At 61.7% G+C, this 17,133-nt stretch carries 18 protein-coding genes, 1 tRNA gene and 1 pseudogene; 19 read left to right on the plus strand and 1 reads right to left on the minus strand.

Annotated features, from left to right (window positions below; genetic code table 11):
• Positions 1-41: 41 nt before the first annotated feature.
• The 12 genes and pseudogenes from mutL to SPISAL_RS09050 all read left to right on the plus strand — a co-directional run.
• A complete protein-coding gene (gene mutL, locus SPISAL_RS02710; protein ID WP_016352944.1) occupies positions 42-1,811 on the plus strand; it encodes a DNA mismatch repair endonuclease MutL in 1,770 nt (589 codons plus the stop codon).
• A complete protein-coding gene (gene miaA / locus SPISAL_RS02715) occupies positions 1,811-2,761 on the plus strand; it encodes a tRNA (adenosine(37)-N6)-dimethylallyltransferase MiaA (RefSeq protein WP_016352945.1) in 951 nt (316 codons plus the stop codon). The genes mutL and miaA overlap by 1 nt, the downstream gene beginning before the upstream one ends.
• Before the next feature lie 54 nt (positions 2,762-2,815).
• Positions 2,816-3,067 carry an RNA chaperone Hfq gene (gene hfq / locus SPISAL_RS02720; RefSeq protein WP_016352946.1) on the plus strand — a complete coding sequence of 84 codons (252 nt, stop codon included), beginning with the start codon at positions 2,816-2,818 and terminating at the stop codon, positions 3,065-3,067.
• On the plus strand, positions 3,045-4,418 hold the full coding sequence (gene hflX, locus SPISAL_RS02725) for a ribosome rescue GTPase HflX (protein ID WP_281166725.1): 1,374 nt from the start codon (positions 3,045-3,047) through the stop codon (positions 4,416-4,418). Before hfq ends, hflX begins: the two co-directional genes overlap by 23 nt.
• A 98-nt stretch (positions 4,419-4,516) precedes the next feature.
• Complete coding sequence (hflK, locus tag SPISAL_RS02730; protein WP_016352948.1) at positions 4,517-5,758, plus strand: FtsH protease activity modulator HflK; 1,242 nt, start codon at positions 4,517-4,519, stop codon at positions 5,756-5,758.
• Entirely contained in the window at positions 5,758-6,630 is an 873-nt protein-coding gene (gene hflC, locus SPISAL_RS02735; RefSeq protein ID WP_016352949.1) for a protease modulator HflC, read from the plus strand. Before hflK ends, hflC begins: the two co-directional genes overlap by 1 nt.
• A gap of 72 nt (positions 6,631-6,702) precedes the next feature.
• Positions 6,703-6,888: a DUF2065 domain-containing protein gene (locus SPISAL_RS02740; RefSeq protein WP_016352950.1), complete on the plus strand. Its 186-nt coding sequence runs from the start codon at positions 6,703-6,705 to the stop codon at positions 6,886-6,888.
• Between the two features lie 11 nt (positions 6,889-6,899).
• Positions 6,900-8,111 carry an ATP phosphoribosyltransferase regulatory subunit gene (locus SPISAL_RS02745; RefSeq protein WP_016352951.1) on the plus strand — a complete coding sequence of 404 codons (1,212 nt, stop codon included), beginning with the start codon at positions 6,900-6,902 and terminating at the stop codon, positions 8,109-8,111.
• A 17-nt stretch (positions 8,112-8,128) separates the two neighbouring features.
• Complete coding sequence (locus SPISAL_RS02750) at positions 8,129-9,424, plus strand: adenylosuccinate synthase (RefSeq protein ID WP_016352952.1); 1,296 nt, start codon at positions 8,129-8,131, stop codon at positions 9,422-9,424.
• A 119-nt stretch (positions 9,425-9,543) separates the two neighbouring features.
• On the plus strand, positions 9,544-9,960 hold the full coding sequence (locus SPISAL_RS02755; RefSeq protein ID WP_016352953.1) for a bactofilin family protein: 417 nt from the start codon (positions 9,544-9,546) through the stop codon (positions 9,958-9,960).
• Entirely contained in the window at positions 9,953-11,044 is a 1,092-nt protein-coding gene (locus SPISAL_RS08650; protein WP_016352954.1) for a M23 family metallopeptidase, read from the plus strand. Before SPISAL_RS02755 ends, SPISAL_RS08650 begins: the two co-directional genes overlap by 8 nt.
• Positions 11,034-11,336: pseudogene (locus tag SPISAL_RS09050) on the plus strand (bactofilin family protein); the annotation flags it as partial. The gene SPISAL_RS08650 and the pseudogene SPISAL_RS09050, both read left to right, overlap by 11 nt.
• Before the next feature lie 45 nt (positions 11,337-11,381).
• Here SPISAL_RS09050 and SPISAL_RS02765 read toward each other — a convergent pair.
• A tRNA-Leu gene (locus tag SPISAL_RS02765) sits at positions 11,382-11,468 on the minus strand.
• A gap of 122 nt (positions 11,469-11,590) precedes the next feature.
• Between SPISAL_RS02765 and rnr the strand changes: the two genes are divergently transcribed.
• From rnr to rplI, 7 genes are all read left to right on the plus strand, one after another.
• The gene (gene rnr / locus SPISAL_RS02770) at positions 11,591-13,858 is read left to right on the plus strand and encodes a ribonuclease R (protein ID WP_016352955.1); all 2,268 of its coding nucleotides are present in this window, start codon (positions 11,591-11,593) and stop codon (positions 13,856-13,858) included.
• On the plus strand, positions 13,855-14,616 hold the full coding sequence (gene rlmB / locus SPISAL_RS02775) for a 23S rRNA (guanosine(2251)-2'-O)-methyltransferase RlmB (protein ID WP_016352956.1): 762 nt from the start codon (positions 13,855-13,857) through the stop codon (positions 14,614-14,616). Before rnr ends, rlmB begins: the two co-directional genes overlap by 4 nt.
• A gap of 103 nt (positions 14,617-14,719) precedes the next feature.
• Positions 14,720-15,178, plus strand: coding sequence for a 30S ribosomal protein S6 (gene rpsF / locus SPISAL_RS02780; RefSeq protein ID WP_016352957.1), 459 nt, complete (start codon positions 14,720-14,722; stop codon positions 15,176-15,178).
• Entirely contained in the window at positions 15,175-15,492 is a 318-nt protein-coding gene (priB, locus tag SPISAL_RS02785; protein ID WP_016352958.1) for a primosomal replication protein N, read from the plus strand. Before rpsF ends, priB begins: the two co-directional genes overlap by 4 nt.
• 12 nt (positions 15,493-15,504) lie before the next feature.
• Positions 15,505-15,729, plus strand: coding sequence for a 30S ribosomal protein S18 (gene rpsR, locus SPISAL_RS02790; RefSeq protein WP_016352959.1), 225 nt, complete (start codon positions 15,505-15,507; stop codon positions 15,727-15,729).
• 22 nt (positions 15,730-15,751) lie between these two features.
• Positions 15,752-16,618, plus strand: a complete 867-nt coding sequence (locus SPISAL_RS02795; protein ID WP_016352960.1) for a hypothetical protein — start codon at positions 15,752-15,754, stop codon at positions 16,616-16,618.
• A gap of 33 nt (positions 16,619-16,651) precedes the next feature.
• The gene (rplI, locus tag SPISAL_RS02800) at positions 16,652-17,101 is read left to right on the plus strand and encodes a 50S ribosomal protein L9 (protein ID WP_016352961.1); all 450 of its coding nucleotides are present in this window, start codon (positions 16,652-16,654) and stop codon (positions 17,099-17,101) included.
• The last annotated feature ends 32 nt before the right edge of the window (positions 17,102-17,133 follow it).

Consider the following 17,133-nt stretch of genomic DNA (forward strand, 5'->3'; position numbering starts at 1 on the left):
CGCGCGTTCACATCCCGGGCACCTGCCCGCATAATTGACGCATGGCTATCCAGCGTCTACCCCCGGAACTCGTCAACCAGATCGCGGCGGGCGAGATCATCGAGCGTCCCGCCTCGGTTCTCAAAGAGTTATTGGAAAACGCCCTCGATGCGGGTGCTCGGGCCATTCAGGTGGATCTGGAAGCGGGAGGTAAGTCCCTGATTCGGGTCCGTGACGACGGCCGCGGGATGACGCCCGACGATCTTGTGCTGGCGGTGGCGAGCCATGCGACGAGCAAAATTGGGTCACTGGACGATCTGGAGCATATTGCAACGCTCGGCTTTCGCGGTGAGGCGCTCCCAAGCATTGCGTCAGTCGCCACAATGCGGGTCACTTCGCGTAGCGAGGAGGCGCCTCATGGCCATGTGCTGACGGTGGCAGCGGAGGCTGAGCTTGCGCCGGCGCCGCATCCGGTCGGCACAACGGTTGAAGTTCGTGATCTGTTTCATCAGGTGCCGGCTCGGCGCAAATTTTTGCGTACTGAGCGCACGGAGCTACGACACCTTCAGGAATTGGTCCGGCGGGTCGCGCTGGGGCGCCCGGAGGTGGGGTTCCAGCTCACCCATAATGGCCGGGCCTTGATGCAGCTGCCCGCGCTGCCCGCTGAGGCGGCTGGGCAGCGGGTGACCGCCATGATGGGGGAGGGGTTTACTGACGCGGCCCTACAGCTCGATGCCGAGGGTGCGGGGATGCGCTTGAGCGGCTGGCTCGGCCTGCCAACCGCCTCCCGCGGGCAACCCGATCTGCAGTATATCTATCTCAATGGCCGCATGATCCGGGATCGGCTGGTAACGCAGGCCCTTCGCCGGGCGTACGCCGATGTGCTGTTCAAGGACCGCTTCCCGGCCTATCTGCTGCATCTTCAGATCGATCCCGCCCAGGTGGATGTGAATGTCCATCCGACCAAGCATGAAGTCCGGTTCCGCGAGAGTGGGCTCGTGTTTGATTTCATTCAGCGTCAGGTCGCGCAGGCACTCGCGCACGGCGGTGCAGCGGCACCGATGGACGGCGATGGCAGCCACGCTCCGGTCAGCACTCCCGAGGCCACACCGACGGTGTCATTCGCCTCCTCGGGCCCCTCGAGTTACTCAGGCCGGCTTGCTCTGGGGGCCCCGGCACCGCCGCCCACCTCACCAGGCTCCGCGTTACCCCTGGCTGAGGCCGAGCGGGTGTATGGCCAGGCACACGCGTCGCGCCTGGGTCAGGCCATCGCTCAGATCCATGGTGTTTACATTCTGGCGGAATCGGCCAATGGACTTGTGCTGGTTGATATGCACGCAGCCCATGAGCGCATCGTCTATGAGCGGCTGAAGGCACAGTATGCGAGCGCCGAGATTGCCCGCCAGCCGTTGCTGGTGCCCGTGCCGGTCACCGTGACGCCCGCCGAGGCCGACCGCGCGGAAGACGGTCAGGCGGTATTGGCGGAGGTGGGTCTGGAGGTTGATCGCGCAGGCCCCGAGCAATTGCGTGTGCGTGCGGTGCCGGCGTTACTGACTGATGCCGATCCGGAGGCCCTGCTTCGGGATGTCCTCGGTGAGCTTGAGCAGGGTAGCGCGGGTCACGTGGTGGAAGGTCGGGTCGCGCAGTTGCTCGGCACCATGGGTTGTCATGGGTCGGTTCGTGCGAACCGGCGTCTGACATTGGCTGAGCAGACCGCTTTGCTGCGGGAAATGGAGCAAACGCCGAACATCGATCAATGTAATCACGGACGGCCCACCTGGGTAGAGCTGGGCATGGCGGATCTTGATCGGCTCTTTTTGCGAGGGCGCTGATGCCGCGGCAGGACGATCTACCGGCGGTGATTTGCTTGATGGGCCCAACGGCGACCGGCAAGACGGACCTGGCCCTTGATCTTCATGCGCGTAGCTCATCCCGCCTGGATATCATCAGTGTGGACTCTGCGATGGTGTATCGGGGAATGGATATCGGAACGGCGAAGCCGGATCCTGCGGTCAGGGCACGCGTACCCCATGCGCTGGTGGATATTCGCGATCCGGCCGAAGCCTATTCGGCCGCGGATTTTGCCAGCGATGCCCGAGCCTTGATTGCCGATTCCCGAGCCGCGGGTCGTATTCCGCTTCTGGTGGGCGGGACCATGCTGTATTACCGGGCCCTGTTGCAGGGCTTCTCATCGCTGCCCGCCGCCGATCCGGCTTTTCGGGCCGCGCTGGAGGCAGAGGCCGCGCAGAAGGGTTGGCCTGCCTTGCATGAGCGACTGGGCGCAGTGGACCCGGTCATCGCCGAGCGGCTGCATCCAAATGACGCCCAGCGTATCCAGCGTGCCCTTGAGGTCTATCAGCTAACCGGCCGCCCGCTGGGTGAGCAGCAAATCGGCTCGGCAACGGAACCCTTGCCGGGCCCGGTAGTCCGAGTAGGTATTGCGCCTGAGCGCCGGGATTGGCTACATGATCGAATTGCCCGGCGCTTTGCCGCCATGATGGATGGTGGCCTGGTTGAGGAAGTCGCAGCGTTGCGAGCACGCGGTGACTTGCACCGTGATTTGCCGGCCATGCGGGCCGTGGGCTACCGCCAAGTCTGGGACTGGCTGGAGGGCAACCTGCCTGAGGATGACGTGATCTACCGCGGCGTGGTCGCCACCCGGCAGTTTGCCCGTCGGCAGTTAACGTGGCTTCGGCGGGAGACCGGGATTCGCTGGGTGAGCGCTGATGATGCCGCAGTGCAAAACACGCTTAGGGCTCAACTGGCTGACGTGATAGATTGAATCGAAGGCAACGCACAAGAAAAATCGCCAAAGCGATCAAGGAGTCTCGACGGCATGTCGAAGGGGCAGTCATTGCAGGAACCATTTCTTAACGCACTTCGCAAAGAGAAAGTGCCGGTGTCCATTTACCTGGTAAACGGGATCAAACTGCAGGGGCAGGTGGATTCCTTCGACCAGTTCGTGATTCTGCTGCGCAATTCCATTAGTCAGATGGTATACAAGCACGCGATTTCAACGATCGTGCCGTCTCGTAATGTCAGCACGCTGCTGCAGGAGGAGCGGAATCCCGAAGCCGAGGACGAATGAGCCAACGGCCCCCGTAGAGACCGCGCCGGCCCAGCTTTTTGAGCGGCCTGGCGGCGGAGAGCGGGCGTTGCTGGTTCAGATTGATGATGGCTTTCTGGATGCCGATGAGGCGCTGCGGGAGTTTGAGGCGCTGGCCGTCTCTGCCGGGGCCGACGTCTGCGGTTATCAAACCGGTCGAGGTCGGCGGCCGGATGCCAAGACCTACCTTGGCCCCGGGAAGGTGGCTGAACTCCAGGCCCTAAAGAGCGCCGAGCAGGCTGATCTGGTCCTCATCAACCATCCGCTCTCTCCGGTCCAGGAGCGTAATCTCGAGCGTGAATTACAATGTCGGGTCCTCGACCGAACGGGCCTGATTCTGGATATTTTTGCTCAGCGGGCGCGCTCGCATGAGGGCAAGCTACAGGTTGAGCTCGCGCAGCTCCGCCATATCGCCAGTCGACTCGTCCGCGGGTGGTCTCATCTGGAGCGCCAGAAGGGCGGCATCGGCCTGCGGGGGCCTGGTGAAACGCAGCTTGAGATGGACCGGCGCATGCTTGGTGTGCGCATCAAACAGCTTGAGCGCCGGCTCGGGCGGGTAAGGCAGCAGCGGGACCAGGGGCGCCAGGCCCGCCGACGCAAGGATTTGCCGGCCGTGTCAATGGTGGGTTACACCAATGCGGGCAAGTCCACGCTGTTTAATCGGGTCGCTGGCTCGCAGGTGTATTCCGCTAATCAGCTGTTCGCCACGCTCGATACCACAATGCGGCGGATTGAGCTCTCGGGCGGCGAGGCGGCGGTGATCGCCGATACCGTGGGCTTTATTCGTGATTTGCCACCGCAACTGGTCGCCGCATTCCGATCCACTCTGGAAGAGGTGGTCGAGGCGCAATTGCTGGTCCATGTGATCGATGCCTCGGATCCGCTGCGCGAGGATAATGCGCGCGAGGTGAATTCGGTTCTCGACGCGTTGGGGGCCGACGCTGTACCGCAGCTGCTGGTTTACAACAAGATTGACTTACGGGGTCTTGCACCGCGCCTCGAGCGCGACGATGAGGGCGTTGCTCGGGCGGTGTGGCTGTCGGCCGCCACCAATGAAGGGCTGGACCTGCTGCGCGAGGCGATCGCTGAGCGCGTGGCCGTCGAACAGGCAAAAGGCGTGATCGAGTTGAGCCCGGCGGAGGGCCGCTTGCGCGCGAAGTTCTACGCCCTCGGCGATGTCCTTGAAGAGGAATACACCGAGGCGGGCCATGTGCGGCTGACCGTTGAGATGCCGCAGCGGGCGTTAAATCGCCTTTATCGACACGAGGGCCTTGAGGCCGAGTGGGTGCCGCTATCGTCCAGCGCCTTGCCGGCAGGGCGCGTGGCTCATTAGAATCATGCGGCTGATGCGACAGAATGAGCATCAGTCGAATTTCATCGCCGGCGGGGCAGCTGTCACACCGGTATTACTCCGAGACTGGAGAGAATTGCATGGCCTGGAATGAACCCGGTGGTGGCAACCGCGACCCATGGAGCGGCGGCGGAAGCGGGGGTAACGGCGGCAAACAAGGCCCGCCCGACCTCGATGAAGCGATCCGTAAAGTCCGATCCCGTATTGAGGGTCTGTTCGGTGGAAGCGGCGGCCGCAGCAGTGGTGGGAGCAGTCGGAGTGGTGGCGATGGGCCGAAGGGGCCGTCCAAAAAGGGCATCGGCATCATCGTCGGGCTGGTGCTTGCCGGTTGGGCCCTCTCGGGCATCTACATCGTTGACGAGGGGACGCGAGGCGTTGTGACGCGGTTTGGCGCGTATCACAGCACGGCGATGCCCGGGCCGCACTGGCACGTTCCGTATCCAGTCGACTCGGTGGAAGTGGTCGATGTGTCGTCCCGTCGGCGTATTACGGTGGGTTATCAGGCGACATCGCCCCAGCAGACCCGGGCCGTTCTGGACGAGGCATTGATGCTGACTGAGGACGAGAACATCGTGAATGTTCAGCTCGCGGTGCAGTATCAGGTCTCGGATGCGGCGGATTTCATATTCAACTTCGTTAATCCTCAGCAAACGTTGAAAGAGCTCACGGAGAGCGCGCTGCGCGAAGTCGTGGGTAAGCGGGCCATGGATTTCGTGCTCACACAGGGCCGGGCGGAGGTTGCCCAGTCCACCCGCGATCTGATCAATGAGGCGTTGCGGGTGTACGAGCCTGGTATCGAGGTGCTCGAGGTCGTCATCCAGGACGTCCAGCCACCCGAGCAGGTGCAGGACGCCTTCGAGGATGCCATCAAGGCGCGTGAGGACCGTGAGCGTGTGATCAATCAGGCACAGGCCTATCGCAACGAGGTCATTCCGCGGGCTGAGGGTGAGGCTGCCCGAGTTCGGGAAGAGGCTGGCGCGTACGTAGCGCAGATTGTCCAGCGCGCCGAGGGTGAAGCCAGTCGTTTTTCTCAGCAATTGGCCGAGTATGCCAAGGCCCCGGGTGTGACGCGGGATCGGCTGTATATCGACACCATGGAGCGGGTCCTGCAGCGCAGCGGCAAGGTGCTGATCGATGTGGAATCCAGCCAGCCGTTGATGTACCTCCCGCTCGATCGAATGATGCGTAACGCCAATACTCAGGGTTCCACTGGCAATGCCGATGGCCCAAGCAGTAGCGGTGAAACGGCTCAGAATTCTTCATCGAGCGGCTCTTCGAGCAGCTCGTCCAGCCGTCAGCTGCGGATGCGGGAGACACGCTGATGAATCGTATTTCTACTCTGGGTGCCGTTATCTTGGTGCTGCTCATCGTTGGCATCACCTTCGGGACCTTCACTGTCCATGAGACACAGCGAGCGCTGAAGTTCCGGCTGGGTGAGGTCGTCAATGTCGACTTTGAGCCAGGCCTGTACTTTCAGATTCCCTTCGTTAACAACGTCCGCAAGGTTGATGCGCGGGTGCAGACCCTCGATGAGGATCCACAACGGTTTCTGACCAGTGAGCAGAAAAACGTGATCGTCGATGCGTTCGTGAAATGGCGGGTCGATGACGTGGAGCAGTACTACGTCACCGTGCAGGCCAACCCAACCCGGGCGAACCTTCGGCTCTCGGAGATCATCCGTGACGGGCTGCGTAACGAGTTCGGTAAGCGCACGGTGCAGGATGTGATCTCGGGTGATCGCGCTGAGATTATGAACATCCTGACAGAGGATGCCCTTGAGGCGGGCCGCTCCCTCGGCATTGAAGTGGTGGATGTGCGCATTCAGCGCGTGGATTTGCCAGAGGGCGTAAGTGAGTCGGTCTTTAATCGCATGGTCGCCGCGCGTGAGCGGGTCGCCCGTGAGTTCCGTGCTGAGGGTCAGGAAGAGGCTGAGCGCATCCGGTCTGCCGCTGACCGGCGGCGTTCGGAGATTCTTGCCGAAGCCCGGCGTGATGCAGAGGAGCTTCGCGGTAGCGCGGATGCGGACGCGACGGCGATCTACGCCAATGCCTACGAGGCGGACGAAGAGTTCTACCGGTTCTACCGAAGCCTGAACGCTTACGAGAGTGCTTTCCAGGACGAAGACGATGTCATGGTGCTCTCACCGGATTCGGACTTTTTCCGATATTTCGACCAAGGTGGTCCGCAGGACTGACTTGAACCTGGGCCCGGGGCGAGGTGCTGAAAGGCGTCGCGTCCCGGGCCTCCTTTCGTCAGTGGGGCTGTCATGACGCAGGATTTGGTTACAGCACTGGCGCTGGTGCTGATTATCGAGGGTATTTTACCCTTCTTGAGCCCGCGAACCCTGCGAAAAGCGCTATTCTCCATTGTTCAGAATAACGATCGTCGCCTTCGATACGGAGGCATGGTGAGCATGGCGGCTGGTCTGCTGCTGCTCTATTGGGTGCGCTGAAGGAGTTGGGGATGAGCAATAAGCCAGGTGGCGTGGATATTCCCTGGCTCCTGCCGGATTCGGTTGAAGAGCTGCTACCGCCAGCCGCCAGCGAGCTGGAGGCGCTTCGCCGGACGGCTCTTGAGATCAGCAACCGGTGGGGTTACGCGCTGATCATGCCACCGACGATTGAATATCTGGAGTCGCTGCTATCCGGCGCCGCCCACGACCTTGATCTGCAAACGTTCAAACTGACGGATCAGTTAAGTGGCCGCATGATGGGCGTACGGGCGGACATTACGCCGCAAGCGGCCCGCATCGATGCGCATCAGCTTCGACAAGAGGGCCCGGTGCGTTTGTGCTACACCGGAACCGTTTTACGGACTCGGCCCGACGAACCGGCGGGTTCGCGTAACCCGCTTCAGATGGGCGCCGAGCTGTATGGCCATGCCGGCGTTGAGAGTGACATTGAGGTGATCTCGTTAATGGCCGAGGTGCTCTATGCATCCGGGATCGAGAGCCTCCACCTGGACCTGGGGCATGTGGGTATTTTTCGTGCACTAGCCCGTGACGCCGGCCTGGAAGCGGACGATGAGGCCCGGCTGTGGGATGCGCTGCAGCGCAAGGCGACAGCGGATATCCAGGCCTTGATGGATACCCTGCAAGTTGACGCCGTGCACCGTGACCGCCTCTCTGCCCTGGCCACGCTCAGCGGCGGGTCCGAGACGATGGATGAGGCGCGGCGGGTATTGGCGGGCGCGCCGTCTTCGGTGATGGAGGCGCTCGATGCCCTGAGCACGATTGCGCAGTCACTCCAGCGCTGGTCGCCGACATTGACGCTGCATTTTGATCTGGGCGAGCTGCGTGGTTATCGCTACCACACAGGGGTCGTGTTTGCGGCCTATACGCCGGGGGAGTCGCTTGAGCTTGCACGCGGCGGGCGCTACGACGACATCGGTGCGGTATTCGGCCGGGCTCGGCCAGCCACCGGCTTTAGTACCGACTTAAAGGCATTGCTGAAGGCGATTGGGCCGACGAAGGGGAGTCAGTCGTTCGTTGAGGGGGCGATCGGGGCGCCATGGAGTGCCAACGAGGCGCTCAGAGCAGCGATTCGCGCGCATCGGCAAGCTGGTGACGTGGTGGTCTGGTTGCTGCCTGGTCATGAGCACGCGGCGGCGGCGATGGGGTGTGATCGGCGGTTGGTCGAGGACGATAGCGGGCAATGGCGGGTCGAGCCGCTCTAGGAACGACGGGGAATCCAATGGCAAGAAGCGTGGTAGTGATCGGCTCTCAGTGGGGCGACGAGGGCAAGGGCAAGATCGTGGATCTGCTGACGGATCGCGTTTCTGCCGTCGCGCGTTTTCAGGGGGGGCATAACGCCGGGCACACGCTGGTGATTGATGGCGTCAAAACGGTGCTTCACTTGATTCCGTCGGGCGTGCTCCGCGCCGATGTGCTCTGCCTGATCGGGAACGGTGTTGTGCTCTCTCCCGAAGCGCTGCTCGAGGAGATCACCACACTGGAGGCGTCGGGGGTACCGGCCCGGGAACGGCTCAGGATCAGCCCGGCTTGCCCCGTTATTCTGCCCTCACATGTCGCCCTCGATCAGGCGCGGGAGAAGGCACGGGGGAAGGCCGCCATCGGTACAACCGGGCGGGGGATTGGCCCCGCGTACGAGGACAAAGTGGCTCGGCGTGGGCTGCGCGTCGGCGATCTGTTTCACCGCGAACGTCTGGCTGCCAAGCTTGGCGAGCTTCTCGACTACCACAATTTCATCCTCAAGCAGTTTTACGGCGAGGTCGGCCAGGATTTCCAGGCGATTCAGGAACAGTGTCTTGCGCTGGCTGAGCAGCTTGAGCCGATGGTGGCGGATGTGAGCCATTTACTGCATGTCCACCGGCAGCAGGGCGATCATCTGCTTTTCGAGGGAGCGCAAGGAACGCTCCTCGATATTGATCAGGGCACTTACCCGTTTGTGACCTCGTCGAATACCACGGCGGGTGCGGCAGCGACGGGCACGGGTGTGGGTCCGCTTGATCTCGATTACGTGCTGGGTATCACCAAGGCCTATACAACGCGGGTGGGCGCGGGTCCGTTCCCGACAGAACTCCTGGATGATCTCGGAGAGCATCTGGCCCGGCGCGGGCACGAGTTTGGCTCGACAACCGGTCGGCCGCGGCGTTGTGGTTGGTTTGATGCCGTGGCCATGCGCCGGGCGGTTCAGATCAGCAGTCTTTCCGGACTGTGCATGACCAAACTCGATGTCCTCGATGAGCTGGACACGCTCAGAATTTGCACGGGCTATCGTTGTGGTGCTCAACGCAGTGATGTGTTGCCTACCGGCGCAGAGGCCCTCGCCGAGTGCGAACCGGAGTATGTCGAGATGCCCGGTTGGCAATGCTCAACGCTTGGCATTCAGAACTATGACGAATTGCCGAGCGCTGCCCGCGATTATCTCGAGCGCATCGAGACGCTCTGCGGTGTACCCGTTGATATTGTTTCAACGGGCGCTGATCGCAAGGACACCATCATCCGGCGTCATCCTTTCGAAGTCTGAGTTCCTTACTGTCCTGTCATAACGCATGTCCTCTGAGCGAGTGAGGACTTGTCGCCAGCTTTTTTTGGCGTCACTCTTTTCGAGTAGTCAGAAAAAGTGAGTTTATGTGAGGGATAGCAATGGACTCGTCAGATAAAAATGATTTGATCGTCGGTGAGGGTGTGCGCCTGGTCGGCGAGGTGCACGCCCCCGGACTGCTTCGGCTGCACGGGACCATCGAGGGCGATGTGCGAGGTGATGACGTTCGTGTCGGGCCGGGCGGACGGATCGAAGGCAGTCTCGATGGCCGCAACGTCGACCTTGAGGGGCATGTTAGCGAGCGCATCGTTGCAAAGACGCTGGCGCTACGCTCGAGTGCGTCCGTTAGCGGCTCGGTCGAGTACGAGACGCTGGAGATCGAGGCGGGGGCGCAGATCGAGGGTACGCTCAACAAAGCCGAGCCCCGAGAGACCACCCATGCTGACGGCTCCCTGGCCTATCTCACCGCTGTTCAGGATCGCTCGGAGGAAGTGACCTCGGGTGAGCAGGATGGCTAAGCCAGCGACGCTGAGCCCGGAGCTGCAGCAATTGCATGCCGGGCTTGGCGAGCGTGGCTCAAGCCAGGTCATTGTGCTCACTGATGACGGTGTCGAGCACATCGAACTGGCCCGCGAAGATATGAATGAGTGGCTATCGGGACAGGCTCAAGCGCTCAATCGACAGCGGCGTGGATTGTCTCTACTGGCGGTGGTGATTGCCTTGGTGGCATTGGGGTTCTTAGGCCGCAGCCTGCACTTGGAGACGGTGAACGCATCGCTTGATGGCGAGCTCGCAGCGCTTGAGGCACGCGCAGAAACGCTTGGAACGGCCATTGACGGCGTTTTTGCAACGGCTAATCGCGTCACTGAGGGCCAAGTCGCGCCTGATCAGGCGGATCCGGTGGCCGGGCTGGACTCGGTGGACAATCTCATTGGCGATACGGCCTCCGCGTTTCGTTTGTACGTCGAATTTACCCGCCGAGCCGTCGATCACTACACCCGGTCGCTCGATGAGGAGTTCGCGACCATTGATACGGATCCCCTCAAGGCACTCGATCTCGCCCTGGGTGATGAAGTGTCCTGGGGGGGAGGGATGTCGAATACGGCAGGGGTTGGTGCGCTCTTGAACCTCTATGTTCCCGAAGATTTGCCGAGCTCGCTACAGACCGTAGCGCGCAGCGAACATTTTCGGGACTATCTGCCGGATCTGAATCCCATGCAAGGCGGACGGATGACTTCGGCCTTTGGTCTGCGTGAGCATCCTGTAACGGGCGAGCACGTCGCCCATCAAGGCATCGACCTGGTCTCCTGGGATGACCCTCGAATCCGAGCAGCTGGTGGGGGGCAGGTCGTGTTCGCCGGCACCGATGGGTTATCAGGCAAACGGGTCGTGGTCGACCATGGGATGGGCATCCAAACGGTCTATGCTCATCTCTCGGAGATTGACGTCAAAGAGGGAGATTGGCTTGAGCGCGGCCAGTGGCTTGGATTGATGGGTAATACCGGGCGCAGCGACGGGGCCCATTTGCATTATGAGGTTCGGGTGAACGATCGGCATATTGATCCGCTCGCCGTCTTTCGGGTGGCCCGCAATGTTCAATAAAACCTCAGCTGCAAAGCCGTCGGTCATTAGTGAGGGGACCGCTATGACGGGGGACCTCGTTTGTTCGGGCGGTCTGCATCTTCAGGGACATGTCAACGGCAAAGTTCAGGCCGCCGGCGTCACGATTGGTGAGCCCGGCAGGTTAAATGGTGAGCTGTATGCTGATTCCGTCAAGCTAAGCGGACAGTTTGATGGCGATTTGCACTGTCGTGTGTTTCAGGCCACACATACCGCAACGATTGATGGCCGGGTCACCTGCGCTTCCATGGAGCTTCAATCGGGCGCAGTGATCGCGGGTGAAATCGTCGTGTCTTCCGCAATTAGCCAATCGGGATGGTGGTGCCCAGGAGAGGACTTGAACCTCCACGGGGTTTCCCCCACTAGCACCTGAAGCTAGCGCGTCTACCAATTCCGCCACCTGGGCTTTACCGTGCAGGCCAGAACTGGCCGACAGCGCGGCAGAGAATACTGCCCGGCCTTGGTGGTGTCAATCGAATCTGCCCCGGCGTGTAGGCACTGTGGCGCGCATGCCGTATCCTGCGCGGCATGTCTAAACGAACCTCTGATGGTGCCGATCCCGGCAACGACCCCTACCTTGAACGTGAGCGCGAGAAATACGGTGCCCCCGTTCCCAGTCGGGAATATATCACTGAGCAGCTGGAGGCCCAGGCGCGCCCCCTCTCGCGTAAAGACCTCGCCGAAATCTTTGGCCTGGGCGATGACGAAGATGCCCTCGAAGGGCTGCGCCGCCGACTCAAGGCGATGGAGCGCGATGGCCAGCTCGTAAGAAACCGACGTAACGGTTATGTCGTGGTGGACAACGAGGAGCTGGTGCGCGGCCGAATCCGGTCGGCACCGGACGGCTCGGGCGTTGTGCATCCGGATCGGCCCGGCTCGGATGTCTACCTGGCCCCCCGGGAGATGCAACAGCTGCTCAACGGTGACCGAGTCGTGGTTCGGTTAGCCGGCCAGGATAAGCAGGGCCGCCCCACCGGTGAGCTGGTTGAAATCATTGAGCATGCCAATCGCGAGATTGCCGGTCGGTACTACGAGGAGTCGGGTATCGGGTTTGTGGTGCCCAACAACAAGCGCTTGCATCAGGATCTGATTATCCCTGCCGATGGCCGCGCCAATGCGCGCCATGGTGAGTTGGTGACAGCTGAGGTGGTCAATCAGCCCTCGCAGCGTCGTCAGCCGATTGGCCGAATCATTGAGGTGTTCGGCACCGAGATCGCCGAGGGGGATGAGATCACGGTGGCCGCGCGGACCCATGGGATCCCGGTGGAGTGGCCTGAGGAGGTACTGGCTGAGAGTGAGCAGTTCGGCACGGAAGTACCCGAGGCCAATAAAAAGGGACGCAGAGATCTGCGCGACCTGCCCTTGGTGACCATCGATGGCGCGGATGCCCGCGACTTTGACGATGCCGTCTACTGCGAGCCGTTGAAAGACGGCTGGAAGCTACTGGTTGCAATCGCTGATGTTGCAGCCTACGTCACGGTGGGTTCGCCTCTGGATACCGAGGCCGCTGAGCGCGGTAACTCGGTTTATTTCCCTCGTAACGTCGTCCCCATGCTCCCCGAAGTGCTCTCCAACGGTCTGTGCTCACTCAACCCGAAAGTCGACCGGCTGTGCATGGTCTGTGAAATGCACATTGATCAGGACGGCGATCTCAAGGATGCCGAGTTCTTTGAAGGCGTGATGAACTCGGCTGCGCGCCTGACTTACGAGGAAGTTGATGCCATCGAGCAGCATCGTGACCCGTCGCTTCGGCGTGAGCATGCCGATCTCCTTCCGCATCTTGAGCATTTGTACGGCGCCTTTCATGCCATGCGTCGTGATCGCGAAAAACGCGGTGCCATCGATTTTGACTCGAGCGAGTCCGTGCTTGAGTTCACTGAGGAAGGGCAGGTTGCCGATATCCACCCGGCGGAGCGTACCGACGCCCACCGGCTGATCGAGGAGTGCATGGTCAAGGCGAATGTGGCCACGGCACGTTATCTGCGCCGGCACCGTATTCCCGCACTTTATCGTGTCCACGAGCCACCAGCGCTCGAGCGCCTTCAGAATCTGCGTCAGTTCCTTGAGCAGACGGGGCTGAAACTAGGCGGTGGCGATGAGCCAACGCCGGCGGACTATGCGGCGCTGATCTCGGAAATCCGCCAGCGCTCAGACCGGCATCTGGTCGAGACCATCATGCTGCGCTCGATGATGGCCGCGGAGTACCGCCCCGACAATGCCGGCCACTTTGGCCTGGCCCTGGATGCGTACGCGCACTTCACCTCCCCCATCCGGCGTTACCCCGACCTGATCGTGCATCGCGCCATCAAACACATACTGAGCGGGGAGCCGGTGACGTCATTCCAGTACACCGAGGATCAGTTGGTCACCGTCGGGGAGCATTGCTCCATGACCGATCGGCGTGCCGAGGAGGCGAGCCGGGATGCCATCATGACGCTGAAATGCCGGTTCATGGCGGATCGGGTAGGTGGCGAGTTCACCGGCGTCATCAGTGGTGTGACCTCGTTCGGGCTGTTTGTTGAGCTCGATGAGTTGTTTGTCGATGGACTCATCCATATCACCAATCTCGAGCAGGATTTCTTCCATTTTGACCCGATTGGCCACCGCCTGGTGGGTGAGCGGACCGGAAAGGAATACCGGCTGACAGACCGCATCCGTGTGCGGCTGATGAAGGTGAATGTGGATGACGGCAAGCTGGACTTTGATCCTGTTGCCCATCCGCTGGGTCCCGACGGTGAGCCGCTGCCACAGTCGGAGCAGCCGCGTCGCAAGGGCCGTCGACGCCGACGGCGATGAGCCAGCGTACGCTGATCGGCGGCCTGCAGGCGGTTCAGTCTGCGCTGCGCTACGACCCGACCCGCGCCATTGAGGCCTGGGTCGATCGGCGCCGCCGTGACGCACGGCTTGTAAAGTTGCGGGAACAGCTTGAGGGAGCCGGCTGCCCCGTACAGGAGAGCGATGCAAAAGCGCTCGCGCGGCTGCTCCCGGATGTCTCTCATCAGGGGGTCGTCCTGGCCTATCAGGGGGCCTCGCCGCGTGGCGATGCGGATCTCGCCGCGCATCTCGATCGGCTGAGCCATGCCCCGTTTCTGCTCATTCTTGACCAAGTTCAGGACCCGCATAATTTGGGGGCCTGTCTGCGCACGGCGGATGCTGCGGGTGTTGATGCGGTGATTGCACCGCGAGACCGCGCTGTCGGTCTGACGCCGGTGGTTCATCGTGTCGCAGCGGGCGCGGCGGAGGCGATGCCGTTTTATCAGGTCACCAATCTCGCCCGATGTCTGCGCGGGTTGAAGGATCGCGGGATCTGGCTAACGGGTGCTGCCGATGAAGCGGCTGAGCCACTGAGTCGCGCGAATTTTACCGGACCGTTGGCCCTGGCATTGGGCGCGGAGGGGAAGGGACTCCGACGCCTCACGCGCGAGCACTGCGACACCCTTGTCGCCATTCCCATGGCGGGTCATGTTGAGAGTTTGAATGTTTCGGTTGCGGCGGGCGTCCTGCTGTTCGAGGCCGTGCGGCAACGCAGCGCTTTCATGGCTGCGCCCGGTTGACTATACTGCACGGCTAGCCAGTGTAATCCGGCTACTCCTTGCTGCCCGCGAATGGCGGGTGGCTTATCCCGGAATCATTCCGGATCATCCGAAAGGAGCCACAATGCGGCATTATGAAATTGTCTTTATGGTCCATCCGGACCAGAGCGACCAGGTCCCGGCCATGATCGAGCGCTATCGAGGCCTGATCGAGGGCAACGGTGGACACATCCATCGGCTCGAGGATTGGGGCCGGCGCCAGCTCGCTTATCCCATTAATAAGCTCATCAAGGCCCACTACGTTCTGATGAACGTCGAGTGTGAGCCGAGCGACATCGAAGAGCTCGAGTCGATGTTCCGCTTCAACGATGCGGTGATTCGTAACATGGTACTCGCCCGGGATCAGGCAGAGACTGATCCGTCCCACCTGGTAAAAAGCCAGGAGGAAGAGCGCGAGCGTTCATCGCGTCGGGACGAGGAGGCGGATCGTCACGATCACGCCGATGAGGCTGACGAGGCCGATGAGCTCGAGGACGCCGCTGACGATGATCTTGAGCCGATCGGAGCCGAAGAGGACGAGTGACCAATCAGGTCGAGCTGACAGGTCGGCTGGTCGATCCAGCGGATCTGCGGCACTCCCCGGCGGGTGTGCCGATCGCCAGAGCGCTCCTCGAGCACGAGTCATCACAGCTTGAGGCCGGTGTGGAGCGATGGGTGCGATTTCGGGTGGGCCTTCGTGCTGCCGGGTCGCCCATCGCCGAGACGCTGAGCGAACTCACCGTGGGTGAGTTGGTCAGCGTGGCCGGATTAATGCTCCGCGCCCGTCAGCGAAACGCAGAAACGGACCCCCTTATTATTAGTGTCAAGCGCCTGACGCGCCTGACGGAAACAGCTTAGAGGATGTAGACCATGGCCCGCTTTTTTCGACGTCGGAAATATTGCCGCTTTACAGCGGAAGGCGTGAAAGAGATCGACTACAAGGATCTCAACACGCTGCGTCAGTACGTCACCGAAACTGGCAAGATTGTGCCCAGCCGCATCACGGGTACGCGTGCGAAATACCAGCGCCAGCTCTCGACCGCGATCAAGCGGGCGCGGTATCTCGCGCTGTTGCCTTACACCGACAGCCACTAGGCAGGCGCCAGCACGGCCAACGATGAGCGCCTTTCTTGGCTTTGTCATGCGCACCCGTCTGGGTGCCATTGGTGTGGTCGCCCTGGGTGCAGCGCTCCCGCTGCTCTTCTGGGTGAGCGGCGGGATATTGGCACTCATCACGCTGCGCCGGGGTCTCGCCGAGGCGTTGATCGTCCTGGCCGGAGCCAGCGCGGTGTTGCTACCCCTGTATGCCGTGCTGCTCGGCACACCCATGGCGATCCTCCAGCCCCTGGCGCTGATCTGGATGCCCGTGATTGCGTTGGCGCAGATCCTGCGCCAGACCGTGTCGTTGCCGACCACACTACAGACCGGCGCTGGTTTAGCGGCCGTGGGTGTCGTCAGTTTTTACGCGCTGCATGGTGATCCAGCGGCGTTTTGGCAGGGCACGCTTCAGTCTCTGGCGCAGATGCTGAGCGGCGGTCAACCGGGCGCGGAGTGGGAACAGGCCGCAGCGCAGCTTGCCCCCCGCCTCACGGGGCTATGGGTGAGCAATATGCTGGCGATCGCAACAGTCTGTTTGTTGCTCGGGCGCTGGTGGCAGGCCCTGCTGTACAATCCAGGCGGGTTTCGCAGCGAGTTTCATTCGCTGCGTTTTGCTGCATGGTTCGCGGGTGTCGCATTGATCGCGGTCCTGGGTGGATGGATCACGGGCCCGGGTTTACTGGCCGATGTCGGGCTGATCCTGGGGGCCATCTTTTTGCTTCAGGCGCTGGCCGTCGCCCACGCGCTCGTCGCGCGGCGGGGCTGGCATACAGGCTGGCTGATCGGGTTTTACCTGATCCTGCCATTGATGCTTCGACCGGCCGCGATGCTTGGGTTGGTCGATACATTTGTAGATTTCCGGGCGCGCTTTGCGCCCGCAACGTAAAATCGAAAAGACAGACAGTCGGGGATAGTAAAGATGGACGTCATTCTGCTTGAAAAAGTGGCCAATCTCGGCGGGTTGGGCGACACGGTTAAAGTGCGCAACGGCTATGGCCGTAACTACCTAATTCCGCAGGGTAAAGCAAAGCCGGCGACGGCAGAGAACGTTGCCTATTTCGAGGCGCAGCGGGCTGAGCTTGAGCGCAAGGCGGCTGAAGACCTGGCGACAGCCAATAAACGGGCGGAACAACTTGAGGCATTGACGGTAAGCATCACTGCCAATGCCGGTGACGAGGGCAAATTGTTCGGTTCCGTGGGTCCGCAGGACATCGCGGATGCCGTGACTGCAGCCGGCGTCGAGGTGGGGCGTCACGAAGTGCGCATGCCAGACGGGCCGATTCGGGCGCTGGGCGAGTACTCGGTTGAGCTGCATCTGCATGCCGACGTTAATGCCGCGGTGCATGTGAACGTCACTGGCGAGGCCTGAGGCGGGCGGTCATCGGCCGTCACGCAAGCCCA

The organism is Spiribacter salinus M19-40 (assembly GCF_000319575.2).
Taxonomy (GTDB): Bacteria; Pseudomonadota; Gammaproteobacteria; order Nitrococcales; family Nitrococcaceae; genus Spiribacter; species Spiribacter salinus.